This window comes from Gulosibacter macacae, from assembly GCF_003865375.1.
Taxonomy (GTDB): domain Bacteria; phylum Actinomycetota; class Actinomycetes; order Actinomycetales; family Microbacteriaceae; genus Gulosibacter; species Gulosibacter macacae.
Window position 1 is genome coordinate 64,947 of the sequence record NZ_RQVS01000007.1, and the last position, 24,119, is coordinate 89,065.

At 60.1% G+C, this 24,119-nt stretch carries 21 protein-coding genes and 2 pseudogenes; 6 read left to right on the top strand and 17 right to left on the bottom strand.

Features of this window, described 5'->3' with window-relative positions; genetic code table 11:
* Nucleotides 1-31: 31 nt before the first annotated feature.
* Both EG850_RS06995 and manA read right to left on the bottom strand, forming a co-directional pair.
* Complete coding sequence (locus tag EG850_RS06995) at nt 32-346, bottom strand: WhiB family transcriptional regulator (protein ID WP_124971922.1); 315 nt, start codon at nt 344-346, stop codon at nt 32-34.
* Nucleotides 347-551: 205 nt separating this feature from the next.
* A complete protein-coding gene (manA, locus tag EG850_RS07000) occupies nt 552-1,853 on the bottom strand; it encodes a mannose-6-phosphate isomerase, class I (protein WP_124971924.1) in 1,302 nt (433 codons plus the stop codon).
* 131 nt (nt 1,854-1,984) lie between these two features.
* Between manA and EG850_RS07005 the strand changes: the two genes are divergently transcribed.
* The gene (locus tag EG850_RS07005; protein WP_124971926.1) at nt 1,985-3,169 is read left to right on the top strand and encodes an acyl-CoA dehydrogenase family protein; all 1,185 of its coding nucleotides are present in this window, start codon (nt 1,985-1,987) and stop codon (nt 3,167-3,169) included.
* Nucleotides 3,170-3,207: 38 nt separating this feature from the next.
* Here EG850_RS07005 and EG850_RS07010 read toward each other — a convergent pair whose 3' ends face one another.
* The 5 genes from EG850_RS07010 to EG850_RS13530 all read right to left on the bottom strand — a co-directional run bounded on the left by EG850_RS07010 (nt 3,208) and on the right by EG850_RS13530 (nt 7,237).
* Nucleotides 3,208-4,047: a glycosyltransferase gene (locus EG850_RS07010; RefSeq protein WP_124971928.1), complete on the bottom strand. Its 840-nt coding sequence runs from the start codon at nt 4,045-4,047 to the stop codon at nt 3,208-3,210.
* Nucleotides 4,048-4,207: 160 nt separating this feature from the next.
* A complete protein-coding gene (galE, locus tag EG850_RS07015) occupies nt 4,208-5,176 on the bottom strand; it encodes a UDP-glucose 4-epimerase GalE (protein WP_124971930.1) in 969 nt (322 codons plus the stop codon).
* Nucleotides 5,173-5,622: a DUF2304 domain-containing protein gene (locus tag EG850_RS07020; protein ID WP_124971932.1), complete on the bottom strand. Its 450-nt coding sequence runs from the start codon at nt 5,620-5,622 to the stop codon at nt 5,173-5,175. The genes galE and EG850_RS07020 overlap by 4 nt, the downstream gene beginning before the upstream one ends.
* A 9-nt stretch (nt 5,623-5,631) precedes the next feature.
* Nucleotides 5,632-6,366: a glycosyltransferase family 2 protein gene (locus tag EG850_RS07025; RefSeq protein WP_268878153.1), complete on the bottom strand. Its 735-nt coding sequence runs from the start codon at nt 6,364-6,366 to the stop codon at nt 5,632-5,634.
* Nucleotides 6,359-7,237 carry a glycosyltransferase gene (locus EG850_RS13530; RefSeq protein ID WP_124971936.1) on the bottom strand — a complete coding sequence of 293 codons (879 nt, stop codon included), beginning with the start codon at nt 7,235-7,237 and terminating at the stop codon, nt 6,359-6,361. The genes EG850_RS07025 and EG850_RS13530 overlap by 8 nt, the downstream gene beginning before the upstream one ends.
* A 68-nt stretch (nt 7,238-7,305) precedes the next feature.
* On the opposite strand from EG850_RS13530, the gene EG850_RS07035 reads away from it, so the two are divergent.
* Nucleotides 7,306-8,796, top strand: a complete 1,491-nt coding sequence (locus EG850_RS07035) for an O-antigen ligase family protein (RefSeq protein WP_214609528.1) — start codon at nt 7,306-7,308, stop codon at nt 8,794-8,796.
* A gap of 1 nt (nt 8,797) precedes the next feature.
* Here the strand turns inward: EG850_RS07035 and EG850_RS07040 are convergent, their stop codons facing one another.
* From EG850_RS07040 to EG850_RS13420, 7 genes are all read right to left on the bottom strand, one after another.
* On the bottom strand, nt 8,798-10,387 hold the full coding sequence (locus EG850_RS07040; RefSeq protein WP_124971940.1) for a DUF2142 domain-containing protein: 1,590 nt from the start codon (nt 10,385-10,387) through the stop codon (nt 8,798-8,800).
* Nucleotides 10,388-10,428: 41 nt separating this feature from the next.
* Nucleotides 10,429-10,983, bottom strand: coding sequence for a hypothetical protein (locus EG850_RS07045; protein WP_124971942.1), 555 nt, complete (start codon nt 10,981-10,983; stop codon nt 10,429-10,431).
* A gap of 12 nt (nt 10,984-10,995) precedes the next feature.
* Entirely contained in the window at nt 10,996-13,098 is a 2,103-nt protein-coding gene (locus tag EG850_RS07050) for a hypothetical protein (protein WP_124971944.1), read from the bottom strand.
* Complete coding sequence (locus tag EG850_RS07055) at nt 13,095-13,658, bottom strand: hypothetical protein (RefSeq protein WP_124971946.1); 564 nt, start codon at nt 13,656-13,658, stop codon at nt 13,095-13,097. The genes EG850_RS07050 and EG850_RS07055 overlap by 4 nt, the downstream gene beginning before the upstream one ends.
* A 154-nt stretch (nt 13,659-13,812) precedes the next feature.
* The gene (locus EG850_RS07060) at nt 13,813-15,849 is read right to left on the bottom strand and encodes a glycoside hydrolase family 99-like domain-containing protein (RefSeq protein WP_124971948.1); all 2,037 of its coding nucleotides are present in this window, start codon (nt 15,847-15,849) and stop codon (nt 13,813-13,815) included.
* 35 nt (nt 15,850-15,884) lie between these two features.
* Nucleotides 15,885-16,577 (bottom strand): rhamnan synthesis F family protein, encoded by a 693-nt coding sequence (locus tag EG850_RS07065; RefSeq protein WP_185714975.1) that lies wholly within the window; start codon nt 16,575-16,577, stop codon nt 15,885-15,887.
* Nucleotides 16,578-16,697: 120 nt separating this feature from the next.
* A complete protein-coding gene (locus tag EG850_RS13420; protein ID WP_124971952.1) occupies nt 16,698-16,922 on the bottom strand; it encodes a hypothetical protein in 225 nt (74 codons plus the stop codon).
* 171 nt (nt 16,923-17,093) lie between these two features.
* Here EG850_RS13420 and EG850_RS07075 point away from each other — a divergent pair, with 171 nt between their 5' ends.
* The 4 genes from EG850_RS07075 (at nt 17,094) to EG850_RS07090 (ending at nt 21,603) form a co-directional block, all read left to right on the top strand.
* A complete protein-coding gene (locus EG850_RS07075) occupies nt 17,094-18,053 on the top strand; it encodes an ABC transporter permease (RefSeq protein ID WP_124971954.1) in 960 nt (319 codons plus the stop codon).
* 5 nt (nt 18,054-18,058) lie between these two features.
* Nucleotides 18,059-19,297, top strand: a complete 1,239-nt coding sequence (locus tag EG850_RS07080; protein WP_124971956.1) for an ABC transporter ATP-binding protein — start codon at nt 18,059-18,061, stop codon at nt 19,295-19,297.
* Nucleotides 19,298-19,328: 31 nt separating this feature from the next.
* Nucleotides 19,329-20,627 carry a glycosyltransferase family 2 protein gene (locus EG850_RS07085; RefSeq protein WP_124971958.1) on the top strand — a complete coding sequence of 433 codons (1,299 nt, stop codon included), beginning with the start codon at nt 19,329-19,331 and terminating at the stop codon, nt 20,625-20,627.
* 535 nt (nt 20,628-21,162) lie between these two features.
* Complete coding sequence (locus EG850_RS07090; protein ID WP_124971960.1) at nt 21,163-21,603, top strand: hypothetical protein; 441 nt, start codon at nt 21,163-21,165, stop codon at nt 21,601-21,603.
* Between the two features lie 94 nt (nt 21,604-21,697).
* Here the strand turns inward: EG850_RS07090 and EG850_RS13750 are convergent.
* From EG850_RS13750 to rfbA, 3 genes and pseudogenes are all read right to left on the bottom strand, one after another.
* Nucleotides 21,698-22,270: pseudogene (locus EG850_RS13750) on the bottom strand (M15 family metallopeptidase); the annotation flags it as partial.
* A 60-nt stretch (nt 22,271-22,330) separates the two neighbouring features.
* Nucleotides 22,331-23,233 (bottom strand): annotated as a pseudogene (locus EG850_RS13755) (cell wall-binding repeat-containing protein); the annotation flags it as partial.
* A gap of 2 nt (nt 23,234-23,235) precedes the next feature.
* On the bottom strand, nt 23,236-24,117 hold the full coding sequence (gene rfbA / locus EG850_RS07100) for a glucose-1-phosphate thymidylyltransferase RfbA (protein ID WP_124971964.1): 882 nt from the start codon (nt 24,115-24,117) through the stop codon (nt 23,236-23,238).
* Nucleotides 24,118-24,119: the final 2 nt, after the last annotated feature.

The following is a 24,119-nucleotide window of genomic DNA, read 5'->3' on the forward strand; positions in this document are numbered from 1 at the left end:
GCGTGGTGCGCCGAGCTGGATGCAGTTCGGCCTAGGCCTGTCGGCGCAGCTTCCGGCGTTCGCGCTCTGAGAGCCCGCCCCAGATGCCGAAGCGCTCGTCGTTCTCGAGCGCGTACTCGAGGCATTCGGCGCGCACGAGGCACGATTGGCAGATCTGCTTGGCGTCGCGGGTCGAGCCGCCCTTTTCGGGGAAGAACGCCTCGGGGTCGGTTTGCGCACACAGCGAATCTGCCTGCCACGCCAGCGGATTGTCATCGCCGACATATCCCTGGGTTCCAGGTACGCCAAGTTCAAGCGGATCCACGTACCAGTTCGCTGGTACCGGCCGGTTCAGTCCGTGTGCCATATCACAACTCCCACGCTTAACCTCGGACGACTTGCCCGAGCCACCGCTGTAATTACATCGGTGTAAGGCGATCCACGTCAAGTCATTAGGGCGGAAACCTTAAGGCAACCGTTGAGACTTTGCCGGGATTCACAGCTGAGGAAATTCGGCGTGTCGCCCTGAGCTTTCCCACAACACGCCGGCCATCTCAGCGAAGTGACGGCGCTCAGTCGAGCGGAAGCACCGCATCCGCGGATAGCCCCGCCGTCGCGACCACGAGGTCAACGTCAGTGCCGCGCACGCGCAACTCCCCCTCATCCGGGGTGACAAACATCGCGCCGCCGAGACCGAGCGTGATCTCTTCACCGCTCGGTGCGAGCAACTGCGCGTCGCCACGTAGCGCGAGCACAATCGCCGGGCCCGGGATGCTCACGGTCACGTCAAGAGCACCCCCCTCGGATGCCCGCACTCGCTGCAACCGGAAGTCCGGCTCCTCGGGTCGATAGTCGAGCACGCCCTGCGCGTCGACCACCGGCTCGAGCCGCGGCGGCGCCATCGGCTCACAGGAGAGCACGGAGAGGAGCTCCGGTGCATCTACGTGCTTCGGTGTGAGCCCGCCGCGCAGCACATTGTCGCTCGCGGCCATGAGCTCGATGCCGACGCCGTCGAGGTAGGCGTGCAGGATGCCCGCACGCACGTAAAGTGCCTCGCCACGGCGCAACTCGACGTGATTCATGAGCAGCACCGAGAGCACAGTTGCGTCGTCGGGGTTGGCGATGCGGATGCGGCGCACATTGTCGCGTTCGCAGCGGTACGTCTCGGAGCCGCGCTCGACCCAGGCATCGATCGCTGGGAGCGCGTCGCGGGCGGCCCGCGGCTGGGTGAGCAACCAGGCGAAGATCGCGCGCAGCTCGTCGACGCTCGTGAGCGCCTCGATGCGGGCGGCGAACTCGGCAAAACCTTCAGCGCATCCGGCCTCGTCGGCGAGCTGCGCAATGTCGGCCACGAGCGCGCGCACCTCGTCAAAGGCGCGGAATCCCGCGAGCGCCGACATGGTCTCGCTCAGCGCGATGAGGAGTTCGGGCTTGTGGAACGGATCGCGGTAGTTGCGGTTCGGCGCATCAATCGGGGTGCCGATTGCGTTTTCGGCAGCGAAGCCGCGCTGGGCTCCGTCAAGTGGTGGATGCACCTGCAGCGAGAGCGGTTGCCCGGCGGCAAGCACCTTAAGCAGGAATGGCAACCGCGGGCCATCGCCACGACGCAGGCCCTTTGCGTATTCGCCCAGGGCACGTTCAGGTTCGGTGGCGATCCACTCAGCGAGGTCGGTAGCGCCGTTCGTGCGCGCCGGCTCGAGAATCTGCGAGGGTGAGCCGTGGTGCGCGCCAAGCCACACCTCAGCCTGCACCGGCACCTCGTCGGCACCGAATTCGGGGTCGCGTACGACACCGGTGGCACCGAGGTACTCACTGAGCTTCCCCCGCGCACCCCACGCATAACGCAGTGGTGTGTTCCCGAGTCGTACAAACATCCTTGCGAGCCTAGCGCGTCACGGTTGCGCATCATCGACAACAAACCGGCAATACGGCGGCCTTTCGGCCTACGCTCCGAGACATTGCCGCGGCGCAACGATGCTCGCGATGCCACGAAGGAGCCCCCTCTATGACCGACCAGTTCACGCCTCTGGCCGCTGATTTCACCGCCCTCGCCGCCGAGCTTGCCCCGGTTGAGCAGGAGTTTCTCGCCTCACTGCGCGCGCGACTCGAACGCGATATTGCGCCGATCGTCGATGAGCACTGGGAAGCCGCGTCGTTCCCGAGCGAACTGCCGGGCATCCTTGCTGAGCAGCGGGCGTGCGGTCTCGGGTTTGCCGAGTCGCGACCGTTTGAGAACTCGGCGGTGTTTCGCGGCTGGGTTGCGTTCGAACTCGCGCGCGTGGATGCCTCGGTCGCGACCTATGTCGGCGTGCAGAACGGTCTCGCCATGGGCTCGATCGCGCTGTGTGGTTCGGCCAAGCAACGTCAGCGGTGGTTGCCGGCGATGGCGGCGGGTGACCTGATTGGTTCGTTTGGCCTCACCGAGCCGGAGTCGGGTTCGGATTCGGCGCGCGGCCTGCGCACGACGGCTCGCCGCGAGGGCGATGAGTGGGTGCTCAACGGCTCGAAGCGGTGGATCGGCAATGCCACCTTCGGCGACCTCACCATCATCTGGGCGGTCGATGAGGCCGATGGCCAGGTGAAGGGCTTCGTCGTGCCGAATTCGACGCCGGGGTTCGTTGCCGAGAAGATCGAGCGCAAGATGTCACTGCGCATCGTGCAGAACGCGCAGATCACGCTGACTGATGTGCGCATCCCGGCCGATCACCACCTCGAGCACGCGACGTCGTTCAAGGATGCGGCGCGCGTGTTGCGCGAGACCCGCGCCGAAGTCGCGTGGCTGGCGGCGGGGCTTGCGGCCGGTGCGTACGAGGCGGCGCTCAAGTACGCCGTCGAGCGCGAGCAATTTGGTGCGCCGATTGCGCGCCGCCAGCTCGTGCAGGAGCACCTCGTGATTGCGCTCGGCAATGTGAACGCCGCGATCACGCTCTGCGCTCGGGTGTCGCAATTGCTGGATGCAGGTGAGCAGACTGATGAGCAGGCGGCACTCGCGAAGGCCACGGCCACGCGCCTCATGCGTGAGGCGGTCGCGCACTGCCGCGAGGCCTGCGGTGGCAATGGCATCGTGCTCGATTACGGCGTGGGCCGCTTCTTCGCCGATGCCGAGGCGATCTACTCGTATGAGGGCACGATGGAGATGAATACGCTCATCGTGGGCCGCAAGGTTACTGGTCAGGCAGCGTTCGTGTAGCGCGACTATCGAAGCCGCGATGCGATTGCCCGATATAGCTACCGCTTGCGGTCGAACAGGATGCCGTAGGCGCGCTTCAATAGCGGACGCGGTAGCCGACGGTACCCCTGCCGGAGCGCAAAGTTAAGGACCGCGCGGGGGCGGGAGATCAAGCCGTAGCGAACCAAGTTGGCTTGCATGCGTCGTTCGCTAGTTCCCATCACAGAACCTGTTCGCCGGTCGAACATCGAGTCTCCCGCGTTAAACAGGACCACAGGCTCCTTGGTGCTTCGCAGGGCATAGCCGTGCGAAAGCAACCGGGCGAACAAGTCGTAGTCCTCCATATAGGGCAGGTCTTGAACACCACCAACTGCGGCAACTGCGTCCCGATCGAGAATCACTGTTGGATGGTTCATGGGATTGTTCAGCTTGGCGTACTGCGCAATCTCGCCGGGCTCCGAGGGCAATTCGCGCCGCCTAATGATTACCGATGGGTCCTCATCGAACTCGAGCATCGCGCCACCAACCACTGCATACTTGCCCGACTGGACAAGGGGCCACTGGCGCTCAAAACGATCCGGCAATGACAGATCATCGGAATCCTGGCGAGCAATCCAACGGTGCCTCGCAGCGGCGTAACCAGCACGAAGTGCTGCCGAAAGACCGCGATTCTCTTCGAATCGAATGGTGGTTAGCTGATCGCGCGGTTGTTCAGCGAGAAATGACTCAATTTCCGGTTGAACAGGACCGTCAAACACCACGATGATTTCTTCTGCCGGCCAGCTTTGCTGCGCAACACTCTCGTAGGAACGGATGAACTCCTCCGGTCCCACTTTTTCGTACACGGGCAGTACCACCGATAGTGGCAACGGCGTTGAGTCCGGTTTCGAGTCAGTCATGAAAAAAATTGCCGTCTTTCGAACGATGGCGGTCAGCTCAGATTGGGTTCACGTCTGCTCTGCGCACACAGGAACTTTCGTAGCGAAAACGATACCACCGACCTCAAACCAGGCTTCTGTCTGAGATTCCTGGCTAACCAGACCCCGCACGCGAACACGGCTAATGAGTTGCGAGCCAGCCGCTCCACGAAGACTGGACCATGTCTTGAAGCCCGAGTCGTGCGTGCCAACCGAGTTCATCCCGAGCTCGGCCGACATCAGCAATCAATATTGCAGGATCCCCCGGTCGCCGAGGACAGATCTCGGCTTCAATCTCGTTTCCAGATACTTTCGAAACCGCGTCGACAACTTCGCGTACAGATGACCCAGTACCTGTACCAATGTTGTACTCGCTGGAAATGTCACGACCGTCAGTTAGCGCATCGAGCGCAACGAGGTGTGCTTCAGCAAGGTCAATGACATGTACATAATCACGAATGCAGGTTCCATCTGCTGTCGGATAGTCATCACCGAAAACCTTCGGAGCCTCACCGGCAACGATCTTTTCGATGACCATCGGAATCAAGTTGAGCGCTACTCGGTCACTGAGCATTGCGTTGGCGGCACCGGCAACGTTGAAATAGCGCAACGACACCCCTCTCAACCATCCGGCCTTCTCCGCTGCTTTGATCAGATGCTCACCGTAGAGCTTTGTTTCACCATAGGGATTGATCGGAGACTGCGGCGTCGTTTCGAACACTGGATTGGCGTCTGGTTCGCCGTAGACCGCGGCCGAGGACGAAAATACGATTCGCCCAACGCCAGCGGACTCCATCGCCAACAGTAGATTCGACAGGCCGCCCAGATTGTCGCGGTAGTAGCGTGCGGGCTCAGAAACCGACTCACCAACTTGTTTCCGCGCGGCAAAGTGAATAACTGACGTGACACTGTGCTCACGCATCATGTCAGCGATCGGCTCAATACTGCTGGTGTCGGCAATGTCAAGGTTGAGCAGTGGCAACCCCTCGACCCGTTCCGCGATGCCGGTGATCAAGTCGTCAACGACTACGACCGAGTCACCGCGTTCACGCAACAGAGTAACGACGTGTGCACCAATATATCCGGCACCCCCAGTTACCAATACGGTCATTGCCTGTCCTCCACTTGCATTGGCAGTTCGATTGGCCCAGTCGCATCAAACATCGACTCGTTGCCCTTGGTGTGGGTGGCTTCGAAGCGCAGCGATCCCGTCTTGCGCAGTTCGGCCTCCATGAGCGCGACCTTGCGCGCGAGCACCGTGATGGTGCGGTCGGTCTTGCGGTCGTGGGCCGAAGTCGTGACGACATAGGCGACGAAGAAAACGATGAGGAGGTAGAGCAAGAGGTCGGTGCCACGACCGACGCCGAGCCAGTTCGCGACCGCCGAGGTGAGTTGCGGGAAGGCGATGGCGACAATGCCGCCGAGCAGGCCCAGCACCCAGAAGATGCGGCGGATGGCGAGGCCGCGAGCGCCGCGGCCCGGGAAGATGATCGCGATGGCCGCGATGGCGAAGGCCGCGATGAGTACGACCTTGATGATGATTTGGCTCGTGTCCATGTCGCCGCCTTACTTAAACATGAGGTCGGAGAGGATGTTCACCGAGTTCCACAGCGACTGCCCCTTGGCGCGGGAGTAGTCGGTGTAGATAATGTGCACCGGCTCTTCAGCGTAGCGCAGCTCGTTGAGTCCGATTTCGTTGACGATTTCGGAGGCGTGCGCCATGCGGTTCTGGTTGATCGCGATGGATGAGGCCGCGGTGCGGTTGAGTGCGCGCAGGCCGTTGTGGGCGTCGGTGAGGTCGACGCCGGATGAGAAGCGCTGGAAGATCACCGCGAGCTTGAGCACGATGCGCTTGAGCGCGCCGGGCTTCGTGCGGTTGTCGAGGAAGCGCGAGCCGATGACGACGTCGAGTGGTTCGGTGGCGAGGCGCACGATCATGCGCTGCGCATCCACGACGCGGTGCTGGCCGTCAGAGTCAAAGGTGACGAAGTACTTGGCGCCCGGCTGAGCGAGCGCGTAGTCGAGGCCGGTGCGCAGGGCCGCGCCCTGGCCGAGATTGATCGGATGCTCGACGATGTCGACGCCGGCGGCGAGGGCTTCTTCGACCGAGTTGTCGCCGGAGCCGTCGTTGACGCAGACGATGTTGGGGAAGGTGCGCTTCGCCTCGAGCATCACCTCGCGGATGACCTGGCCCTCGTTGTAGAGGGGCACGACGAGCCAGGATGCACGGGAAAGTTCGTCGTTCCAGCCTTCGGCAATCTCGTCGCTCGGCGCGGTGGCCGAGGATGCGTGGTCAGTCACGTTCGGTTCCGTTCTGCGGTTGCGTCGCGGTGTTGGCAAAGGACTCGTGACGCTCGCCACGGTCGAACAGGATGGCGTAGACGCGCTTGAGGATCGGGTGCGGAAGGGCCCGAAAGGCTTGGCGGCCGACGAAGTTGAAGATGGCTCGCGGGCGGGAGATGAGTCCGTAGCGCACGAGGTTCTCTTGCATCTTGCGTTCGGCCTGCGCCATTTCGCGGCCGGTGCGGCGGTCAAACATGCTCTCGCCGGCATTGAAGAGGACGAGCGGATCTTCGAGGTTGCGAAGTGCGTAGCCGCGGGCGACGAGTCGGGCGAAGAGGTCGTAGTCCTCCATGAGGTGCATATCGCGCACAGCGCCGACTTCTGCGACGGCTTCGGCATCGAAGATGACGGTGGGGCTATTCATGGGGCTGTTCGACTTCGTGTACTTCACCACGGCCTCGGGCTCGGCAGGTAGACGCCGCATCCGCACCAGCTGCGTCGGGTCGCCGTTCGCGAACTCGATCATCGCGCCACCAACGGCCGCGTACTTGCCCGATTCGATGAGCGGCCAGAGCTTTTCGAAGCGCTCCGGCATCGAGACGTCGTCGGCATCTTGCCGGGCAACCCAGCGGTGACGTGCAATCTTCATGCCCTCGCGCATGGCTTGGGCGACGCCACCGTTGACGGGGTTTCGCAGCACGCGCAAGGTCGGCTCGTCGGCTTCAGCGGCCTCGAGCGCGGCGTTCAATTCTTCGGGCACTGGGCCGTCAGCAACAACGATGATGTCGTCGACCGGCTTCGTCTGTTCGAGAACGCTGCGGAGGCTTCGTTCGAAGTCGCTCGCCGGCACCCGGTGGTACACCGGCAAGATCACTGTGATCGGCAGCATGCGACTGAGTCTATCGGTGCAACTCCAGGCTGAGGGCCAAGCGCGGGCGCGGTGCAAGAATGGAGTTCATGTCCGCGCCGCTCCCCTCCCCAGTGTCGAGGACTGGGCCGCGCGCGTGGTGGGGTGCTTGGATGCGCGGAGAGCTCGCATTCACTCGCACCATGGCGCTCGTTGCGGCAACGCTCGTCGTAGCGTTTGCCGGCGATATGTTGCGCTACACGATTGGCTGGCCCGGATATGGCGCAGTGGTGCTTGTGCTAACCGTGCTCCTGGGCGTCGCGTTCGTGCGCCGACGCTCCCCTATGCGTCCGCGCCACCTGCCTTTCGCACTCGTTGCCTTTGTGCTGTGGTGTGGGCTCTCGGTGATCTGGTCGCAGTATCGCGGCGAAACACTCGTGGCCTGGGGTCTGCAACTTCTCACCGCCTTCGCGGGGCTCACAATGGCGGTTTCGCTAACGCGGTTCCAGTTTCTGCGCGCTCTGGGTGTGGGGATGCGCCTGCTCGTCTACGGATCGCTGGTGTTTGAGGCCTGGGTCGCGGTGTTCTCACCGGGCGGATTGATTCCGCCCAGTTACTTGCGAGATGGCACTCTTTCGCAGTTCTTGGGGCCAGATGCGCCGACGACTCCTGCTCAGGTGCCTGCCAACTTCTATTGGAGCTATGGCCACCTTCTTGATGGTGGCGATTTGCAGGGCCTGCCTGGAAACCGAAACCTGCTGGCGATGATTGCACTCATTGCGGTCGTCATCACCGTCGCCGAACTTTGGGATCGTCAGATCGGTGTTACTCGAGCGGTCATTGCCATCGCTGCCGGTGTCTTCGTCTTGCTTCGAACGCAGTCAGCAACTGTGGTTGTTGCCCTGGCGTTTATCGTGCTTGGCGCCGCACTCGTGCTGGCCGGACGGCACCTCCGCCGCAGGGGTAGATGGGTCATGTACGCCACGGTAGGTGGGATTCTTGTTGCCGGGGCAACGCTAGTCGTGATCTTCAATAATGAGATCTTTGCGCTGATGAATCGGTCATCCGATATGTCCGGTCGCGGCGATATCTGGCGTGCAGTGATCAATCTTGGTGACGACAGTCCTTTGGTCGGACTCGGCTGGATCAGCTACTGGGCACCCTGGTTGCCTCAGTTCAAGCACCTCGCTGTTGTCGAGGGAACGTCGTATCACCAGGCGCATAATTCATTCCTCGACGTCTGGATGCAAACGGGCTTCATCGGGCTGGTGTTCTGCAGCGTGCTCGTTTTCACGGCGCTCATTCGGACCTGGTGGATCGCAATTGACCGCCCTGACACTCCGCTAATTGAGTCAGTTCGCGAGCACGGGCACCCGCACCTGGCAGGCATGACAGCGGTGCCATTCCTCATCATGGTCGCGTTGGTGGTTCAAGCCATGACTGAATCACGTTTGCTGATTGAAGGCGGCTGGTTATTCCTCTGCTACGCGTCAATCTACGCAAAGCTACGAGTGCAGGACCCCTCGCTCCTGCCCCGCAAGACGCTCACGGCCCGAACCGGTCCAATCAACGTCATCGTGGACCCCGTCCGCGACATCTAGCTCAGCCGACGAACGACTTCGATTCCTCGGGCGAGTTCTCAAGGGCTGGGCGTCGAACGATTCGCCACGCGAAGTATGCAGTGACCGCACCCAGAACGATCGCAACCAGCAACCATCCCGGAGTGCCAATGACCGGTGCCTGCGAATAGATGCGACCGTCATCGGCAAAGGAAAGCAACCGCGACAGCGGGTTTCCAAAGCCAATGTATTGCCTGTGCAAATTGGCGACAAGCGACACAATATGCGCGCAGCCGAGCGTGACGGCAATCGTGATTCCGAGCCGCGCAGCCAGAGGCTCGGTGATGCGATCGAAATTACGAGCGAAGGCAATGGCCGCAACAAACATGAGCACGACCCAGAGGGGAGAGCCATAGCGCCCCTGCCAGATGAATCCATATTCCATCACAGAAGAAGCCTGCACGAGGGCCGGCATGATCCACAGTGCCGCGAGCGCGGCGATTGTGCCCCAGCGGTGGTGACTCCGCACACGCGAGAGAAGTGCCGCAGCGACGAGTACTGCCGAAATGACCAGGAACATCGACACTGCCCACCGTGATTCGACATCCATCCAGCCAAATAGGGCAAACATCGATCCAAAGAACTCCGGGAACCTCCAGAGCATGAAGAGGAAACCGTTCGGGAACGAGAAGACTCCAGCACCCCACATCGGGCTCGCGCCTGTCAGCGAGTCGAGGGAGAGCATCAGCCATAGGTTGCCTGCGATTCCAGCAAGAACTGCGATCACGGCGATCACGACCGGCGGCTTGCCGATGAAGCGTAGCCAACGGCGCCAACCGGCAAAGATGAAGCCGATCAGCACGATGACCCCAAGCCAAATCCACGCGAGATGTCGCATCTGCACACCAAGGGTGCCCGCCACGAGCATGATGCTCGAAAGTAGCCACAAGAGCCGCCCTCGAGCCTGGGTTTCGAGCGCAACAAGGTATGCGGCCGTAAACGCCGCCAGCGTAGCAATCTCAGCACCCTGCGGGTTGACTCCACCCATATAAAAGAGCGTCGACGGCGTCACTACTGCCATACCGACAAGTACGGGCAGGCGACGATTCGGCAGGAATGAGAGCGCCCATATCGCAAACGCAAGGAACAGTGAGGAGAATAGGGCGCTGACCAAACGCATGACAGTGACGCTTGCGAGGTCGTTGGCGATGAGTGACGGCCAACCGACCACTGCGTAGTAGACCGGGTTGTATCCCCATGCACCAGTCGATGCATCGAATACGGAACCCGCTGGTTCGTCGATGTTAAGTTCACACGTCGAAACTGGCTCGGTACCAATGAATGCGTTGCAGCGGAGGTCGTGTAGCTCTGCGTAGACCTCTGCAACCTTAAACTCCCGGTCAGCGTGATTAGTCGCGTCGGTGCTGATCGTGCCAAACGGGTCCCCATGAACTACCGCTACTGCCTTGATGACGTGTGCAGGTTCGTCGGGAACGGTTGCGATGGGATTCGAAATCGCCCATGTGCCCGAGAGCGCGAAGAGGAGGAGGAAGCTCCAAAGCAGAAGCGACACCCGGTTACCGGTGAGAAGTCGATCAACTAGACGGAATCGGGGTGAGGACACGTTCTGCACGCCGCCAGTCTATGGCAGGTGGTTCGCTACGAGATCCGTCGCTAGTCAAGCACCGCTCTCAGTGGCTCACTCCGCACTTCACCGTCGACATTCGAGTAGACGAGCACGAGGTCCCAGGTGCCGCCGGCAAGGGCAGGATTACTGAGGTTGAGGCGACAGGTGGTTGTGTTTCCACTCACCATGCCTCCTGCGCCCACTTTGTGCTCAACTTCACCACCCGTGACGCGAAGTGAGCAGGTTCCACCATCTTCGGCAACTCCAAGCACGAGGCCAGATGCGAAAAGAGTCGACGTTGCTGCGTCCCACTCCCAGTTCTGCAACTGCACTTCAAGCAAGTCTGTTGCGTCAGCCGTTTCGACCTCAGGTGCATATGCGACTACAGGTGCACCGGCAGGCGGCACCACCGAAAGCACCTGTGCTCCGGGAAGTTGGATTTGCCCGAAGGCGAGGCCGAGCGCAGCAAGCGCGAGTGCGATGGCAAGTGCGATCGCAACGATGATGACGAGCACGCCGCTCAGCGATGCGGACTTTGCCTCCTGCCGGCCAGGCGCTGTGGCTTCGGGTGTGCGATTGCGCTCGATTGTTTTCGGTGCCATTACGTCAGCTCACTACCGGGTCTGGATGGTGAAACAACCAAACCTTGTGTCCTTGCCTGCGCCCTGATTGAGGGCGTCGATACAAACGGCATGCCAGCCTGGCTTGAGTCCCAATTGAACGGCATAACCGGTGTTGTTCGAGAGCGCCGGGTAATAGCGCTTGACGTCGCTTCGCGGTCCGTTCGCAACGTAGTTATAGATATTTCCGTCGACTGTGAAGCGCAACGTCACGGGGCTAGTCGGGCGATCAGCATCTGCAGCCCAACCGGTGACGAGGAGTCCGCCCGAGACCAAGGAAATCTTGTCAATCGAGCCCATCGGATTTGATCCGAGGACGGTTACCGTCTGACACCCCAGAAAGAGATCTTGCGTGCCCCCAACATCAACCGCCCATGCGCAGACCCGTTGCGAGCCTTGAGCCGCAGCAATTGAGGTTGAGAAGCCGGAATATCCGGCCTGTGAATTGATCACCCGGGCTACATCCGTGCGAGCAATTCCGGTGCGAATGATGGTCGAATTGCCACCCACTTCAATTCGCACCTGATTACTCGACGGGCTATCAACGTCGAACGCCCAGCCGTCGACCTTGACCGCGCCTGCGACACCGACTACTGATTCCAGGTTCCCCTTCGGTGGGGTGTTCGTGAGAGTCGTGACCGTGACGGACTTACATCCGAGCGGCTTGCGGCTTCCGCCACCCGTGTTATTAAGGGTGACGCACACTGCATGCGTACCAACAGGCAGAGAAAGGGTGCCCTCGAATCCGGTATTCGAACCAGCTTCTGGATAACTGGCTGTAACGTCGGGACGCGACTTGTTCGCCCGCAAGAACTGACCCTTACCGTTGGCGGTCACCCAGACATACACCGGGGTTGAAAGGTTGTCGGGCTCGAAGGCCCATCCCGAGACGTTGACACCACCGGGAATCGCGCTGGCGACATCGAAACTGCCAATTGGGTCAGCGGGAGACACTCCAGTAACCGAAACGGTCTTGCAGCCCTTGCTTGTGTGCTGCCCGGCACCAATGTTGCTGTAGGTGACGCAGACTTCATGGTTGCCCGAGGTCGCCGGTAGCCGCTCCGAGTATCCAAGATTGCCGCTGAACCCGGGCAATGCGGCCGCGACATCGGGACGCGGCTTGTTCGCGTAGATGTGCTGACCCTTTCCGTCGATTGTCACCCACACATAGAGCGATTGCTTCACATTGTCGGGATCGACGGCCCAACCAGATAGCTCAATCTCGTTGACACCACCGGCAACGACATCAAGACCGCCATAGGGATTCGATTTCGTCGACACGGTTCCACCGCTGGTTGTCGAACCGAACCAGTCGGTGTACATGCGCCAGAAATTGCGATTGCCGTAGGCCGAGCAACCATCACCTGTGCCGTAGAGGTTGTTCAACGCAGCGCGGTTCGGTACGTACGGCGTGTAGATGTAGAGCGAAGCAGTGGCCTGGTTCTCGATATACACGTTCTGGCCGCCGCAAGAGGCATTGGGGTTGTACTGGATGTAGTTCGTACGCCCAGCTCGGTACCCATAGTCGTTCGGGTTCTGCGCGTACCTCTTGAGCTGCGCGGATGCGTTATACACCTGGTTGAAGAACCCGCCATAGTCAGGGTGGCACCAGCCTGGACGCGAGGGATCATCCGGGCAGTAGTAGCCCATTGCCCGCTCATAGCGCCAGTCGCCGGGGCCGTTCATGCTGACAAGCGACGTCTCTTTCTCGAGCAGGACGAGGAGCGCCTTAGGCGAGATGCCACATGCGACAGCAACATTGACGATGATCTGAGCTGCCGTTTCGCCCGCACGGCCGGTGTACGCGTTACAGCGCGAGGTCGCCGGTTGCGAAATCGTCGTTTGACGAAAGTCCTTCAGACAGTTGCTCGTGCAGTAGCGGCCCTTGTCATTGAGGAACGCCTGAACCTCTGCAGCCGACATCGACATGCTGTCATAAAACAGCGCGTCGGCGATGATCATGCCTGGATTGAACTGCGAGGCGTCCGCTGCGCTTGCTTCCGGCGCACGGTCATCGGCGGATTGCGCCACCACGAGGAAGGTTGCGAGGAGGGCGGCGATCCCCAGCCATGCGAGAACGCGCTTAACGCGGGTCATGCATGTACCTCGATGGTCGTCACTTCAGAACGTCCAAAGACCTCTTCGTTTGCGTACTCGACGGTCACATCCCAGACGCCTGATGTGAGACCGGTGATCACGCGGGTCGGACAGACGGTGGTCTGCGCGTCTGGCAATGCTTCAGCTTCGACGCTGACCTCGGTGCCGTCGGCGGCAACTGCGCGATAGATGCAGCTACCCTCGCCGATGTAATCGCTTACGAACGAACGAACTTCGATTCCACCTTCGCCCTCGAGGTATTCGACCCCGATGATCACCAGGTGCACCTCGCGGCGAGTTTCCACTGGTGCGGTCGGGTCAGCGGTTGGCGCGACAGACTCGGCTTCAGTCTCCGTCGGCACCGCGTCGGCCGTAGGCGTTTCGGTTTGGATTACCTCGGTGATGGTCGGTTCAGGATCATCACCTACGGGGGTGCAGCCGACAAGCGCACCAGCAACCAAGAAAGTTGCTGCGCTTGCCACCAACGTCGAACGAAGGACGCTAGCCCGATTAAGCAATTTCACAGACATGATTTTCCTGCTCCTCGGCGTGTCGGCCACAGATTCACTTCAGAAACACTAATCACATTCGCAACAAGAGTCACGCGAGCGCAAGAATACTGGACTCCGTCAATGTTTGACAGGCAAGTTGCAGAATCGGGAAAGTGACAAGGGCTCGACACGAGAGGTCGAGCCCTTGACGTGAACGGCGCTGCTAGATCAGTGCCGAACGAAGCGCCTTGAGGTACGTACTCCCCCAACGCTGGGTCGGTTCGAGGACTGCCCCCTCCGCCCACTCATTCCACGCATTCACGATTACGACGCGATGTTCCTCGTCACGGTTTGCAACCGCCTCAACGCAGGCACGCATCCAACGACGGAACGTGTAGGGATTGGCGCCGTACCAAACGTCCGGTTCCCACTGCCGTCGAGCCGTATTGTCGAATCCGGTCATCGCACCTGGGAAGTCAGTTTCGGGGAGGTCCGTTGCGAGGCGTGCGACACCACCGTCACACATCCCGGCATAGCTGAAGATGTTGCCGTTGAACCGGGCCGACACACCTAGGCCAGCGTGGCCAAGCGGCACATACGGGTGGTTGTGCGGAGGGAATGCGAGCGCGCCCTGAATGCCGGCTTCGAGGTATGACTGATTGAGCCCATCGAAGTTTGCGCCCACGTCAACGGACATGAGGTGGAGTTCTCCGACCCCCTCTTCACGAGCGCGTCGACGCCACGTCTCGATGACCTCGGAATAGTTCGGAATCTGTGCAATGCGGTAAATCGCGACGACAGCCGCACCGTCCACCCGGAAGTAGCGTGGATCTTTGAGCAAGGGCATCACATCGTCGATGAACTGGTCAGCCGGCACCTTCTCGTACTCTTGCGCAATGAGCACGTTCTTGGTGTCGCCGTCCCAACGGCGCGTCCAGTTCTCGTTCGCCCACATGATGCAGAACGGCTGATCGAGATCCGATTCGACGAGCCGCTCAATTGGCATCTCCATGAGCTTCTTGCCCGAGAACCAGTAGTAGTAATACATGAATGCGTTGATGCCGTGAGCTCGCGCCATCTCGGTCTGACGTTCACGAATCTCATCGAGGCGCAGGTCATAGAACCCAAGCTCACCCGGCAAAAACGGTTGGTTCTGTCCGCGGTAGACGGGCTTGGCCTTGGTGAGATTCGTCCACTCAGTGAAGCCCTTGCCCCACCACTGATCGTTCTCGTCAAACGGGTGAAATTGCGGAAGGTAGAACGTCACGCAGCGCGCACGCCAGGCGGGCGCTTCGAGTCGACGCCCCAACTCTTCGGCACCGTAGCGGTAACCGACTTCGAGATCTTGTCGCTCGACAATCGAGTAGCCAGCCTCCTTCGAGAGCATGCCGATCATTCGCTCAACCGCGTGCGCGGTTGTGCCGTCGACTTGCCCTGCTTCTTCCTCGAAATCTTGGCGATCAAGCATGAGCGAGCGCAACCCCTGAAGCACGAACCCGCGCACCCAGTAAATCGAACCGGAAGGAAACTCGAGGTCCCGGCGGTCATAGCCAAGTTGCAAGCGTCGCAGCAGCTCAGCGACGATGGCCTCGTCTCCGCCCCACTGATCGGCTCGAGCGATCGAGCCCTGTGAAGTAACGACACCGAGCTGAGGGTTGTCGTGGAGGGTTGAAATGATGTCGATCACGTTCTCGCTCGAGCCAAGCAAGTCGCGATAGAAGCCCTCCTTCCACTCCGCGCCACTACCGGCAAGCGTTCCGTGGCTTTCACGCCATTCGCTCTTCTTCGTGTGGATCTTCAACACGATGTCGTAAGGGTCAAGGAATCCAGCGTTGACGACCTGGACGAGCGGCCAGATGTCACGTCCGTGATTCTCGACCGGAAGCACGCGGAGATTCACGGCCCCCGAGTCCCGAAGCGGGGCTTCGTCGAGTTCTTCTCCAGAAGCATTCGTAACGACGAGATCAAACGGCACGGGGATGTTTCGGAGCTGCTCGCAAATCTCAGCGACAAGATCGACGTAGTAGACGTGCAAATGGACACCAACTGGCGCGGGTGCCTCAAACGGCTGGTGATCTACGCGCCACTTGGACGGGAACCCGACAAAATGCGCACCGTAGTTTCGTGAGAGGAAGCCATTGAATGAAGCCGCGAGGTCAGTATGTCCGCTCTCGATTGTTCGACCGGCGATCGCATCACCAATCTTCTTACGACCGCTGGTGATCCGACGCTGAATTCCAGCCTTCGTGATCCGACGCATCCATCTACCTTCTTCCTATTTCCGGCGTGCGCCGGCTACATCCAAGTCGCAATGTCAATGTCGAACTCGTCGCGGAGCACCTGCGGCACCCGATCTCCAAGCGTCACAACTTCAGGTCGGGTCAACAGCTCGCGCTTGATGAATGGCACTCCGACGAGCAGCGTCTCGCGCCAGCCGTCGATCATCGGGTTGAGGCCCGGGTGAACGACGCGTGGGGCCTCGAGGAAAGCTGTACTGACGAATCCCTCGTTGTAGAGCCTCGTTGACAGACCGAATTCGTATCGATCGATCACTCGCTGCTTGGTGGATTCGACTTTCACCGAGGCCCAATAGTCCTGGAAAGTCGTCGAGGTCAGGACCGTCGGAGTGAAGCCAAGAAAGAAGCTCTGCAGGTGCGGTGCCACCTGGAAACTACGCACCATTCCCCACCAGTCGCCATAGCTTGCCTCAAAGTCAGCCAGCACCGCATCGAGCGACCAGAATGGGCCGACAAGCGAATCATTGATTTGTAGCACCCGCTCAGCGGAGAAAATCTGTGGGCAGAGGATGAACGCAGTCGCCCAACTGCCGAAGTCATAGCCAATGTTGGGCTTGCGCAAGACTGCCACGTTCGCTGGCAATGGCTCAGGCCACTCAAGCTCGCCTGGCTCGGTGCACGCACTCGACACGAGCACGAAGTAGTCGTGTTCCGCGAGTTCGTGCACGAGCCGCGAAAACGATCGTGTCATCTTTCGCGTAGTCGAGAATTGCGCGACAACAGCGATGCGTTTGACGGCTACGGGTACCCGAACGTCGCCTTCCCATCGCACCTGCGTGCGAATGCCTTCAACGAATGCGCTCCGCATGAACTAGCCGCGGGTCCGTCGCATGACGACGCGCAATGGCGTCGTGACCTTCCAAGACCGAGAATGCCGAAGGTCCTGCAACTGCTGAGCGAACAGCTTCGCAGTCGACTGCTCGGCGTCAACGCGCTTGGCCAGTTCCGCATTGCGCTCACGTAGCTCACGGACTGTCAACTGCGCCGCAAGTAGTTCACCACGCAGACGCGCAAGCTCGTCCTCATGCGATGCCATTCCCGCATCCCTTTCGTTTGGTCATCTGTCGCATCAGTCAAGTCTACGCAGTCTGGGCGCTCCGACCTCGCTAACAGGCCTCCGGGCAGGCGCTCGCTAGAATCAAACGATTACGGCCACTTGGCCAAGTGCACCCGCGGCAATCGCGGGTCCGTCAGACCGAAACGAGACATGACTCAATCTCAAGACGCCGCCGCTGCGACGATCGAGCGCAACCGTCGCCTCAGCCAGGAACCCCTGCGCGAGACCGGCATTCGTGGCAACTTCTTTAGCGGGTTCTTCATTGCGCTCGCTGACATTTGGAACCGACGCGAACTGCTTGATCTCCTCATCAAGCGCGAGATCAAGGCTCGTTATAAGGACTCCGCACTCGGCTTCCTCTGGGGCCTTGTACGCCCGCTTACCCAGTTGCTGATCTACTACCTCGTGCTCGGCCACTTCCTCGGCGCAGCTCGCAACATCCCCGAGTTTGCTGTGTTCATCTTCGCCGGCCTCACGCTCTACGGTCTGGCTGCCGAGATCATTGGCTCGATGACCGCATCCATCGTGGGCAACGCGGGCCTCGTCAAAAAGGTCTACTTGCCGCGCGAGATCTTCCCCTTCGCCGCAGCCGGATCAACCGCGTTCAACTTTGGGATGCAGATCCTGGTGCTCCTCGGCGCCGCAATGATCTCGGGCACGCTCGTGCTCGGCTGGCACTTCGTCTATGCGATCGCGGCCATCGTGGTGGTCATCGTTTGGTCGCTCGCATTTGGTCTCGCCTTCTCGGCTCTCAATGTGTACCTGCGTGACATGCAGTACCTCGTCGAGGTCGTGGTCATGCTGCTGATGTGGTTCTCACCGATCGTCTACTTTTGGCAGTTCGTGGGCACCACCGCAAGCGACTTGGGGCTACCGCCGTGGGTCGCCGAGGTCTATCTCAACAACCCGCTCACCCTTGGCGTATTGGGATTCCAGGCTGCGTTCTGGGCGCCGGGAGCCAACGGCACCCCACAGTTCCCAGACGGTGTTCCATTCCCCGAGCACCTCATGCTGCGCATGGTTATCGCGACCGTGATCGGCCTTATCGCACTCTTCCTCGCGCAGCGACTGTTTAGTCGTCTGCAGGGCAACTTCGCTCAGGAGCTCTGATTTCTGTGACTTCCCCCCTCGTAGCCCCTGCTGCTGAAGAAGCCCCGATCGTCATCGCAGTTGAGAATGTCTCGAAGCGCTTCATCATTCACCAAGACAAGTCGATCAAGGATCGCCTGCTGCATCCAAACCGCACGCGCAAGCACGCGGAAGACTTCTGGGCGCTACGTGACTTGTCAATCAACATCGATGCCGGCAACACCATCGGACTGATCGGCCCGAACGGCTCCGGTAAGTCGACGTTGCTCAAAGTTATCGGCGGCATTCTCGCGCCGACGAGTGGCCGAGTCTTGCACCGTGGTCGGATCGCAGCTCTGCTTGAGCTCGGCGCCGGTTTTCACCAAGACCTCACCGGCCGTGAAAACGTCTATCTCAATGCCTCCATCCTCGGAGTATCGAAGGAAGAGACTGACGCTCGGTTCGATGAGATCGTCGAGTTCTCAGGTATCGAGAAGTTCATCGACACACAGGTGAAGTTCTATTCGTCCGGAATGTATGTACGGCTTGCCTTCTCCGTTGCTGTTCACTGCAATCCCGATATCTTGCTCGTTGATGAAGTGCTTGCGGTCGGTGACGAACCCTTCCAAAACAAGTGTTTGAACAAGATTCGCGAGTTTCAGGAAGAGGGTCGCACCATCATCATGGTGACGCACAACCTCTCTCAGGTCACCGACTTCTGTACGCGCGCGCTCGTGCTCGGACAGGGCAATGTGATCTACGACGGCGCACCGGATGACGCGGTCGCGATTCTTCGCGAGGGTTTCCGCACGATTGAAGAAGCAAGCGTGGTTCGCGAGCGTCTCGAGCGTGAACGCGCCCGTGAAGAAGAGGCAGCCAATCGGCACGCGCTCGGCAAGATCACTGATATTCGAACTATGCCGTCACGCACACCCATGCACCCTGGTGACGATCTCGAAGTAGAAGTTGACTTGGAGGTTGCACGCGATTTCGAGCGCTGGAACCTTGGCATCTCGCTCACCAACGGCCTCAAGCAGATGGTGTTGATGACGACAACTTCTCGCGCCAACCCGAATTACGAGCCAATCAACGCTGGCCAGCACACGATCCGCTTTGCACTTCCGGGCCTCATTCTGCCTCGCGGGGAATACACGGTGAGTGCAGCTTTCTTCGATGAGACGCACTTCGAGGTGCATCGACTCGATGACGCCGGTGCTTTCCTCGCTGAAACAGATGATCGAAGCGCCGGAATGCAGTACACACCGGCAGCCGTAACCGTGAGCTAGCTACCTGGCCGATCGCACGAAGGAGCCCAACGTGACTGGACCAAAGCCAATCGTCATGACCCTCATGGTGCGCGATGAGGTCGACGTCATAGCGGCAATGATCGAGCACCATCTCGCCCAGGGCATTGACCTCATCATCGCTACTGACAACGGCTCTGTCGATGGCACGCGTGAGGTGCTCGCCGACTATGCGGCGCTGGGAGTGGTCGAGCTCCACGATGATCCGCGGCACGAAAAGCAACAGGCCGAAGTCGTCACACGTATGGCACGACGCGCATACGTGGAACACGGCGCGGAATGGGTCATCAACGCGGATGCTGATGAATTCTGGTTCGCGAGTGCTGGCGGAACGGTGGCAGCGGCCCTCAGGAATGCACCGACATCGATCGAGAGCTTCGATGTGCCGGTGCACAACCTTTTCGGGCGGCCACTCGAATCCGGCTCGGCCATCAGGTCTCATGTATGGCGTGACGAACGAACTGAATCAGAACTCAACGCTGTTGGCCTCCACGCCCACCCAACTCAGGACTGCGTACATCGAGGGAATGCCCTCGTCGAAGTGGTCCAAGGGAATCACGCGACGAGCTTGCCGCTGACTCCTGCCGCCGATGTCCCTGAGTCCGCTCGACTCGAGGTGCTCCACCTCCCCTATCGCACTTGGTCGCGCTATCAACACCGCGTCGAAACCACAGCCGCTGCCTATTCGGTCTCTGGCCGTACGCCGTCACCGCGCCATCACGGAATGCGAGATGCGCGCTGGCACGAGCGCGGTGAACTCGACCACGTGTTCGTTGCCCGCCACCCGGTGATTGATGCGGACGGCACAACGAGCACTCCAGGCTTTGTGCACGATGCACGCCTGCGTGAAGAGTTGGAACAGTTGCTCCTAAATGGCGCACGGCTCCCTGAACGGCTTGGCGAATCTTTGGCCGACCCAGTGTGGATGACCGACGAACGTGAGCTGCGCAAGCGCTTCGAAGCGGTGGGCCCGTGGATGGTCGAGGCTGCCGAATGGCGCGCCAACACTGCCTATCGCGAGGCTGACTTCTACAGCGCGGTGCTCAAGCGGGAGCAAGCCGATGAACGAATTGAGCAACTTGATGCAGAACTTGCGGCTACTCGTGCGCAGGCAGCTTCTGCATCTGCCACTGTGAACGACCTCAACACCTACATTGCGAGACTGCTCGGCAACCCGGCCATTCGATTGACTGCACGCGTGCTCACTCCTCGATACGGCTGGCACGAACGCAAGAATAAGTTTTTGAAGGTGGCACGGTCAGTCGTCAGCCGACCGCGCGTTCTGATGCAACGACTCCTCAGAAAGGGCTAGCGGATTGCTACGACACGATATTCGCCAGCTCCTGGCCTCAATTGGGCCGCTTCGCCGAGCCGTGCTTCGCTTTCGTGGCGATGGGGCGACCTCAGACGATCACTCAAATGCCAGGTGGAGTGCCGAGGATCTTGGCGAGAGATCCCGCCTGTTACAGCGCGCCGAAGCCTTCACTAAGTTCCACGAGCTGTGGCCTTCTCCGCCTACTCCAGTTCAACTCTTTGGCAAGCCTTCAATCGGGTCAATACCACTCATCATCTGCCTCTGGAATCGACCGAAGCAGATTGATGAACTACTTGAGCGTATTGATGCCCAAGTAGGCGTGGGCGGTGAACCTCGGCCTCGCTTGCGCCTCATCTTCTGGAACAACTGCGCGCCAGATCAAGATTGGTACGAAGAGCGAATCGCGGCCTTCCGCCCGACGGGAGCAATTGACAGTATCGAGCTCGTTGCGAGTCCGCATAACATTCGCGGCGTCGCTCGTTTCATCGTCGCTCGATGGCTCTACACGGCAGGTGTTCGAGGTAACTTCCTCATGCTTGACGACGACGAACTCATCGGTCCTCACGCACTCAGCGAGCTTCTCCTCGCGGGCGGCGAGCGAACTATCGCCAGTTTCTGGTCTTGGCGGGCGAACCCGGATGACTACTGGCAACGGGAACGCGCTCTCAACGGCGAAGAAGCCGACTATGCCGCGACCTGCGGTTGCGTCTGCGACATCGAACTTGTCGCCGACGACGAGTTCTTCACCGCGCTTCCTGAGCTTGGCCTATTCATCGAAGACGCGTGGATGAGTCGACTGGCACTCAGTCGTGGCTGGAACCTGCGGGCCAAAGACATTGAAGTGGAATTTGTGCTTCACGAAACCAATCAATACGGCCCGCTCATTCTCGATAAGGTTGCCTTTTGGTCTTCCCTGAACGAGCAGTACCCGCTGCCGAAAGCCGAAGAGCGTCGACTGATTCGCAACCAGTAGCTCTTGCCCTGCGCTAGTAGTTGGGTGCCGCGGAAGCCCAAAGGAATCCTTCATAGGTTTGATATGGAGAATTCCAATATTCCAACGCTGTTTGCAGCCCAACGAATCGGAAGTGCCAGGGCTCGTACATGATCCCAGTGATGTGGGTTTGCCCTTGCGGATAGCGCAGGATGAACCCGTAGCGCCATGAGTTGGCCGCAAGCCACTGGCCCGCCCGTGTGCCGCCGAAGCACGTGTCGAGAGTGCAACCTTCAGCGAATGCCCCCAGATCGGCAGCGAGACCAGTTTGGTGCTCGCTGTAGCCGGGTCGCATCGTGTCTTGATCGCGGTTGGGGCCCGCATTTTGATAGAGCTGGGATTGCAACCCATAGCTACGGAAGCCACTGACCAGGTTGAGATAGATTCCGGCTCCGACAGCATCGGCATACATTCGTTGCAACTGCGTCATCGCGTCTCGCCGAAGTGCGTGACCATTGATCGATGGCACACCAACTGCGGAGGCGTAAACCAAATCGTGTGGATAGTAGTCCACCGGCTGCAACGGGTTTCGTTTGTTCACGAGCACGGTCAGGCTCGATGGTGAGGTGGTGTCTTTCGGCACCGCGTTTCCCCACGGAAAGCACACGGTCGTGACCGAGCGGGGTTGAATTCCTGCACCAACTCGCACGATCGTTGCCGTACCCGAATGGGTAGTGGTGCCGAGCAAGCGATTCGCCGTGTCAACGACTTGTTGAGTGGTGCAGTCACTTCGCGTGAGCAGGATCGGCGCCCCTCCAGCAGCAAGCGCGGAACCAACTAGAGCATCGGGGAAATTCGAAGCCGTCGCAACGTGGACACGCATCGGTACCGACCTCACCAAGCGGTTGAGGACCGCCACATTCGTGGCAAACCTGTCTCCACCGGCAAGTCGTTCCGAGGTCACCCCTGCGAGTCCCGCTGGTTGAGGCCCGGGATTGAGGATGTTGCTACCACCAACCATGAAATAGTGACGCGGTTTGATTTGAGCGATGGCATCCCACGTCGCCAAGGTGAACTCTGACGATGTTCCAAGCAACACAGGGATTCCTCTAGCTGCAGCGACTCCAGCCGCCGACAACGCATCAGGGAAGTTCCATCCTGTGGCGACGAACACTTCCCCAACGTTTGGAAAGTACCGAGTTGCAAGTAGCGCCGCGGTTTCATGCCGGTTACTGCCGGCGATTCGTTCCACTTCGGTGTTTGGCAGGAGTCGCTGGATTTGTTCTACGACCGACTCCGGAACAGCTGGAGTCCCGCCGATAACGATCACCTCGGCCGGAGCCTGCCGTTGGAGTGCCGTTACAGTCGCCCCAGGAACGAAATCGCCATGCGTGAGCAAGATAGGCGCCCCAAGCTTCGCAGCGACCGGCCCGGCAGCAAGCGCATCGGGAAAATTCGCGCCTGTCGCGATTATGACGGTGCCGCCAGTGCCAGGGTGCACTCGCTGTGCCACCTGCGCGGCAGTTGCGAACCGATCAGCGCCAGCGATCTGGACAGTCTGAATTGTCGCGGCAACTGCCGTCCGAGCGGCCCCGCCCATGACCAGCAACGGCACCGCAAGCAATAGCACCAGGGCCAACGCTAGAGGCACCCGCGCGCGCCGCTGCAACATAATTACTTGCCGTAGGCGTCGCGCTGTTCGAGCAGGTGGAAGATGTACTCTCCGTAACCCGACTTTCGGAGCGGTGCACCTAGAGCAGCGAATTGCTCATCATCAATCCAGCTGGCACGCCACGCGATCTCTTCGATGCATCCGATCTTGCGGCCCTGGCGATCTTCAATGACCTTGACGTACTCGGCCGCCTGCATCATCGACTCGAACGTTCCGGTGTCGAGCCAGGCGGTGCCGCGGTCAAGCACGTGCACCTGCAACTTTCCCGCGTCGAGATATGCCGAGTTCACCGACGAAATCTCGAGTTCACCACGGTCGGAAGGCTCGACGGCCTTCGCAATCTCGATGACGTCGTTGTCGTAGAAATAGAGGCCGGGAACCGCGTAGTTCGACTTCGGCTTGGCGGGCTTTTCTTCAATTGATAGCGCCTTCATGTCATCGTCAAACTCGACGACGCCGTAGGCCTTCGGGTCAGCAACCTGGTAGGCAAAGATGAGTCCGCCATCGATCTCTCCGTGGGCACGCAGCGACGAGCCGAGACCCGTGCCGTGGAAGATGTTGTCACCGAGCACGAGTGCAACACCGTCGTCGCCGATGAACTCTTCGCCGATGATAAACGCTTGGGCGAGGCCATCGGGCGACGGCTGCACGGCGTATTCAATGCGCATCCCGAGCTGCGAGCCGTCACCGAGGAGCGCCTTGAACTGCGCGTTGTACTCGGGCGTCGTGATGATCAACACCTCGCGAATATCGGCCATCATCAAGGTCGACAGCGGGTAGTAGATCATCGGCTTGTCGTAGATGGGCATGAGCTGCTTCGAGATGCCCTTGGTGATCGGCCAAAGGCGTGTGCCGGAGCCGCCGGCGAGGATGATGCCCTTCATGG

What these genes read in the sequence shown, in the direction of transcription:
- EG850_RS07005 (WP_124971926.1), top strand. Translation starts at nt 1,985, where the DNA reads ATGACCGACCAGTTCACGCCTCTGGCCGCTGATTTCACCGCCCTCGCC.
- EG850_RS13530 (WP_124971936.1), bottom strand. Translation starts at nt 7,237, where the DNA reads ATGCTGCCGATCACAGTGATCTTGCCGGTGTACCACCGGGTGCCGGCG.
- EG850_RS07045 (WP_124971942.1), bottom strand. Translation starts at nt 10,983, where the DNA reads ATGGCACCGAAAACAATCGAGCGCAATCGCACACCCGAAGCCACAGCG.
- EG850_RS07010 (WP_124971928.1), bottom strand. Translation starts at nt 4,047, where the DNA reads ATGACTGACTCGAAACCGGACTCAACGCCGTTGCCACTATCGGTGGTA.
- EG850_RS07075 (WP_124971954.1), top strand. Translation starts at nt 17,094, where the DNA reads ATGACTCAATCTCAAGACGCCGCCGCTGCGACGATCGAGCGCAACCGT.
- EG850_RS06995 (WP_124971922.1), bottom strand. Translation starts at nt 346, where the DNA reads ATGGCACACGGACTGAACCGGCCGGTACCAGCGAACTGGTACGTGGAT.
- EG850_RS07050 (WP_124971944.1), bottom strand. Translation starts at nt 13,098, where the DNA reads ATGACCCGCGTTAAGCGCGTTCTCGCATGGCTGGGGATCGCCGCCCTC.
- EG850_RS07020 (WP_124971932.1), bottom strand. Translation starts at nt 5,622, where the DNA reads ATGGACACGAGCCAAATCATCATCAAGGTCGTACTCATCGCGGCCTTC.
- galE (WP_124971930.1), bottom strand. Translation starts at nt 5,176, where the DNA reads ATGACCGTATTGGTAACTGGGGGTGCCGGATATATTGGTGCACACGTC.
- EG850_RS13420 (WP_124971952.1), bottom strand. Translation starts at nt 16,922, where the DNA reads ATGGCATCGCATGAGGACGAGCTTGCGCGTCTGCGTGGTGAACTACTT.
- rfbA (WP_124971964.1), bottom strand. Translation starts at nt 24,117, where the DNA reads ATGAAGGGCATCATCCTCGCCGGCGGCTCCGGCACACGCCTTTGGCCG.
- EG850_RS07065 (WP_185714975.1), bottom strand. Translation starts at nt 16,577, where the DNA reads ATGACACGATCGTTTTCGCGGCTCGTGCACGAACTCGCGGAACACGAC.
- EG850_RS07035 (WP_214609528.1), top strand. Translation starts at nt 7,306, where the DNA reads ATGTCCGCGCCGCTCCCCTCCCCAGTGTCGAGGACTGGGCCGCGCGCG.
- manA (WP_124971924.1), bottom strand. Translation starts at nt 1,853, where the DNA reads ATGTTTGTACGACTCGGGAACACACCACTGCGTTATGCGTGGGGTGCG.
- EG850_RS07090 (WP_124971960.1), top strand. Translation starts at nt 21,163, where the DNA reads ATGCTTGACGACGACGAACTCATCGGTCCTCACGCACTCAGCGAGCTT.
- EG850_RS07060 (WP_124971948.1), bottom strand. Translation starts at nt 15,849, where the DNA reads ATGCGTCGGATCACGAAGGCTGGAATTCAGCGTCGGATCACCAGCGGT.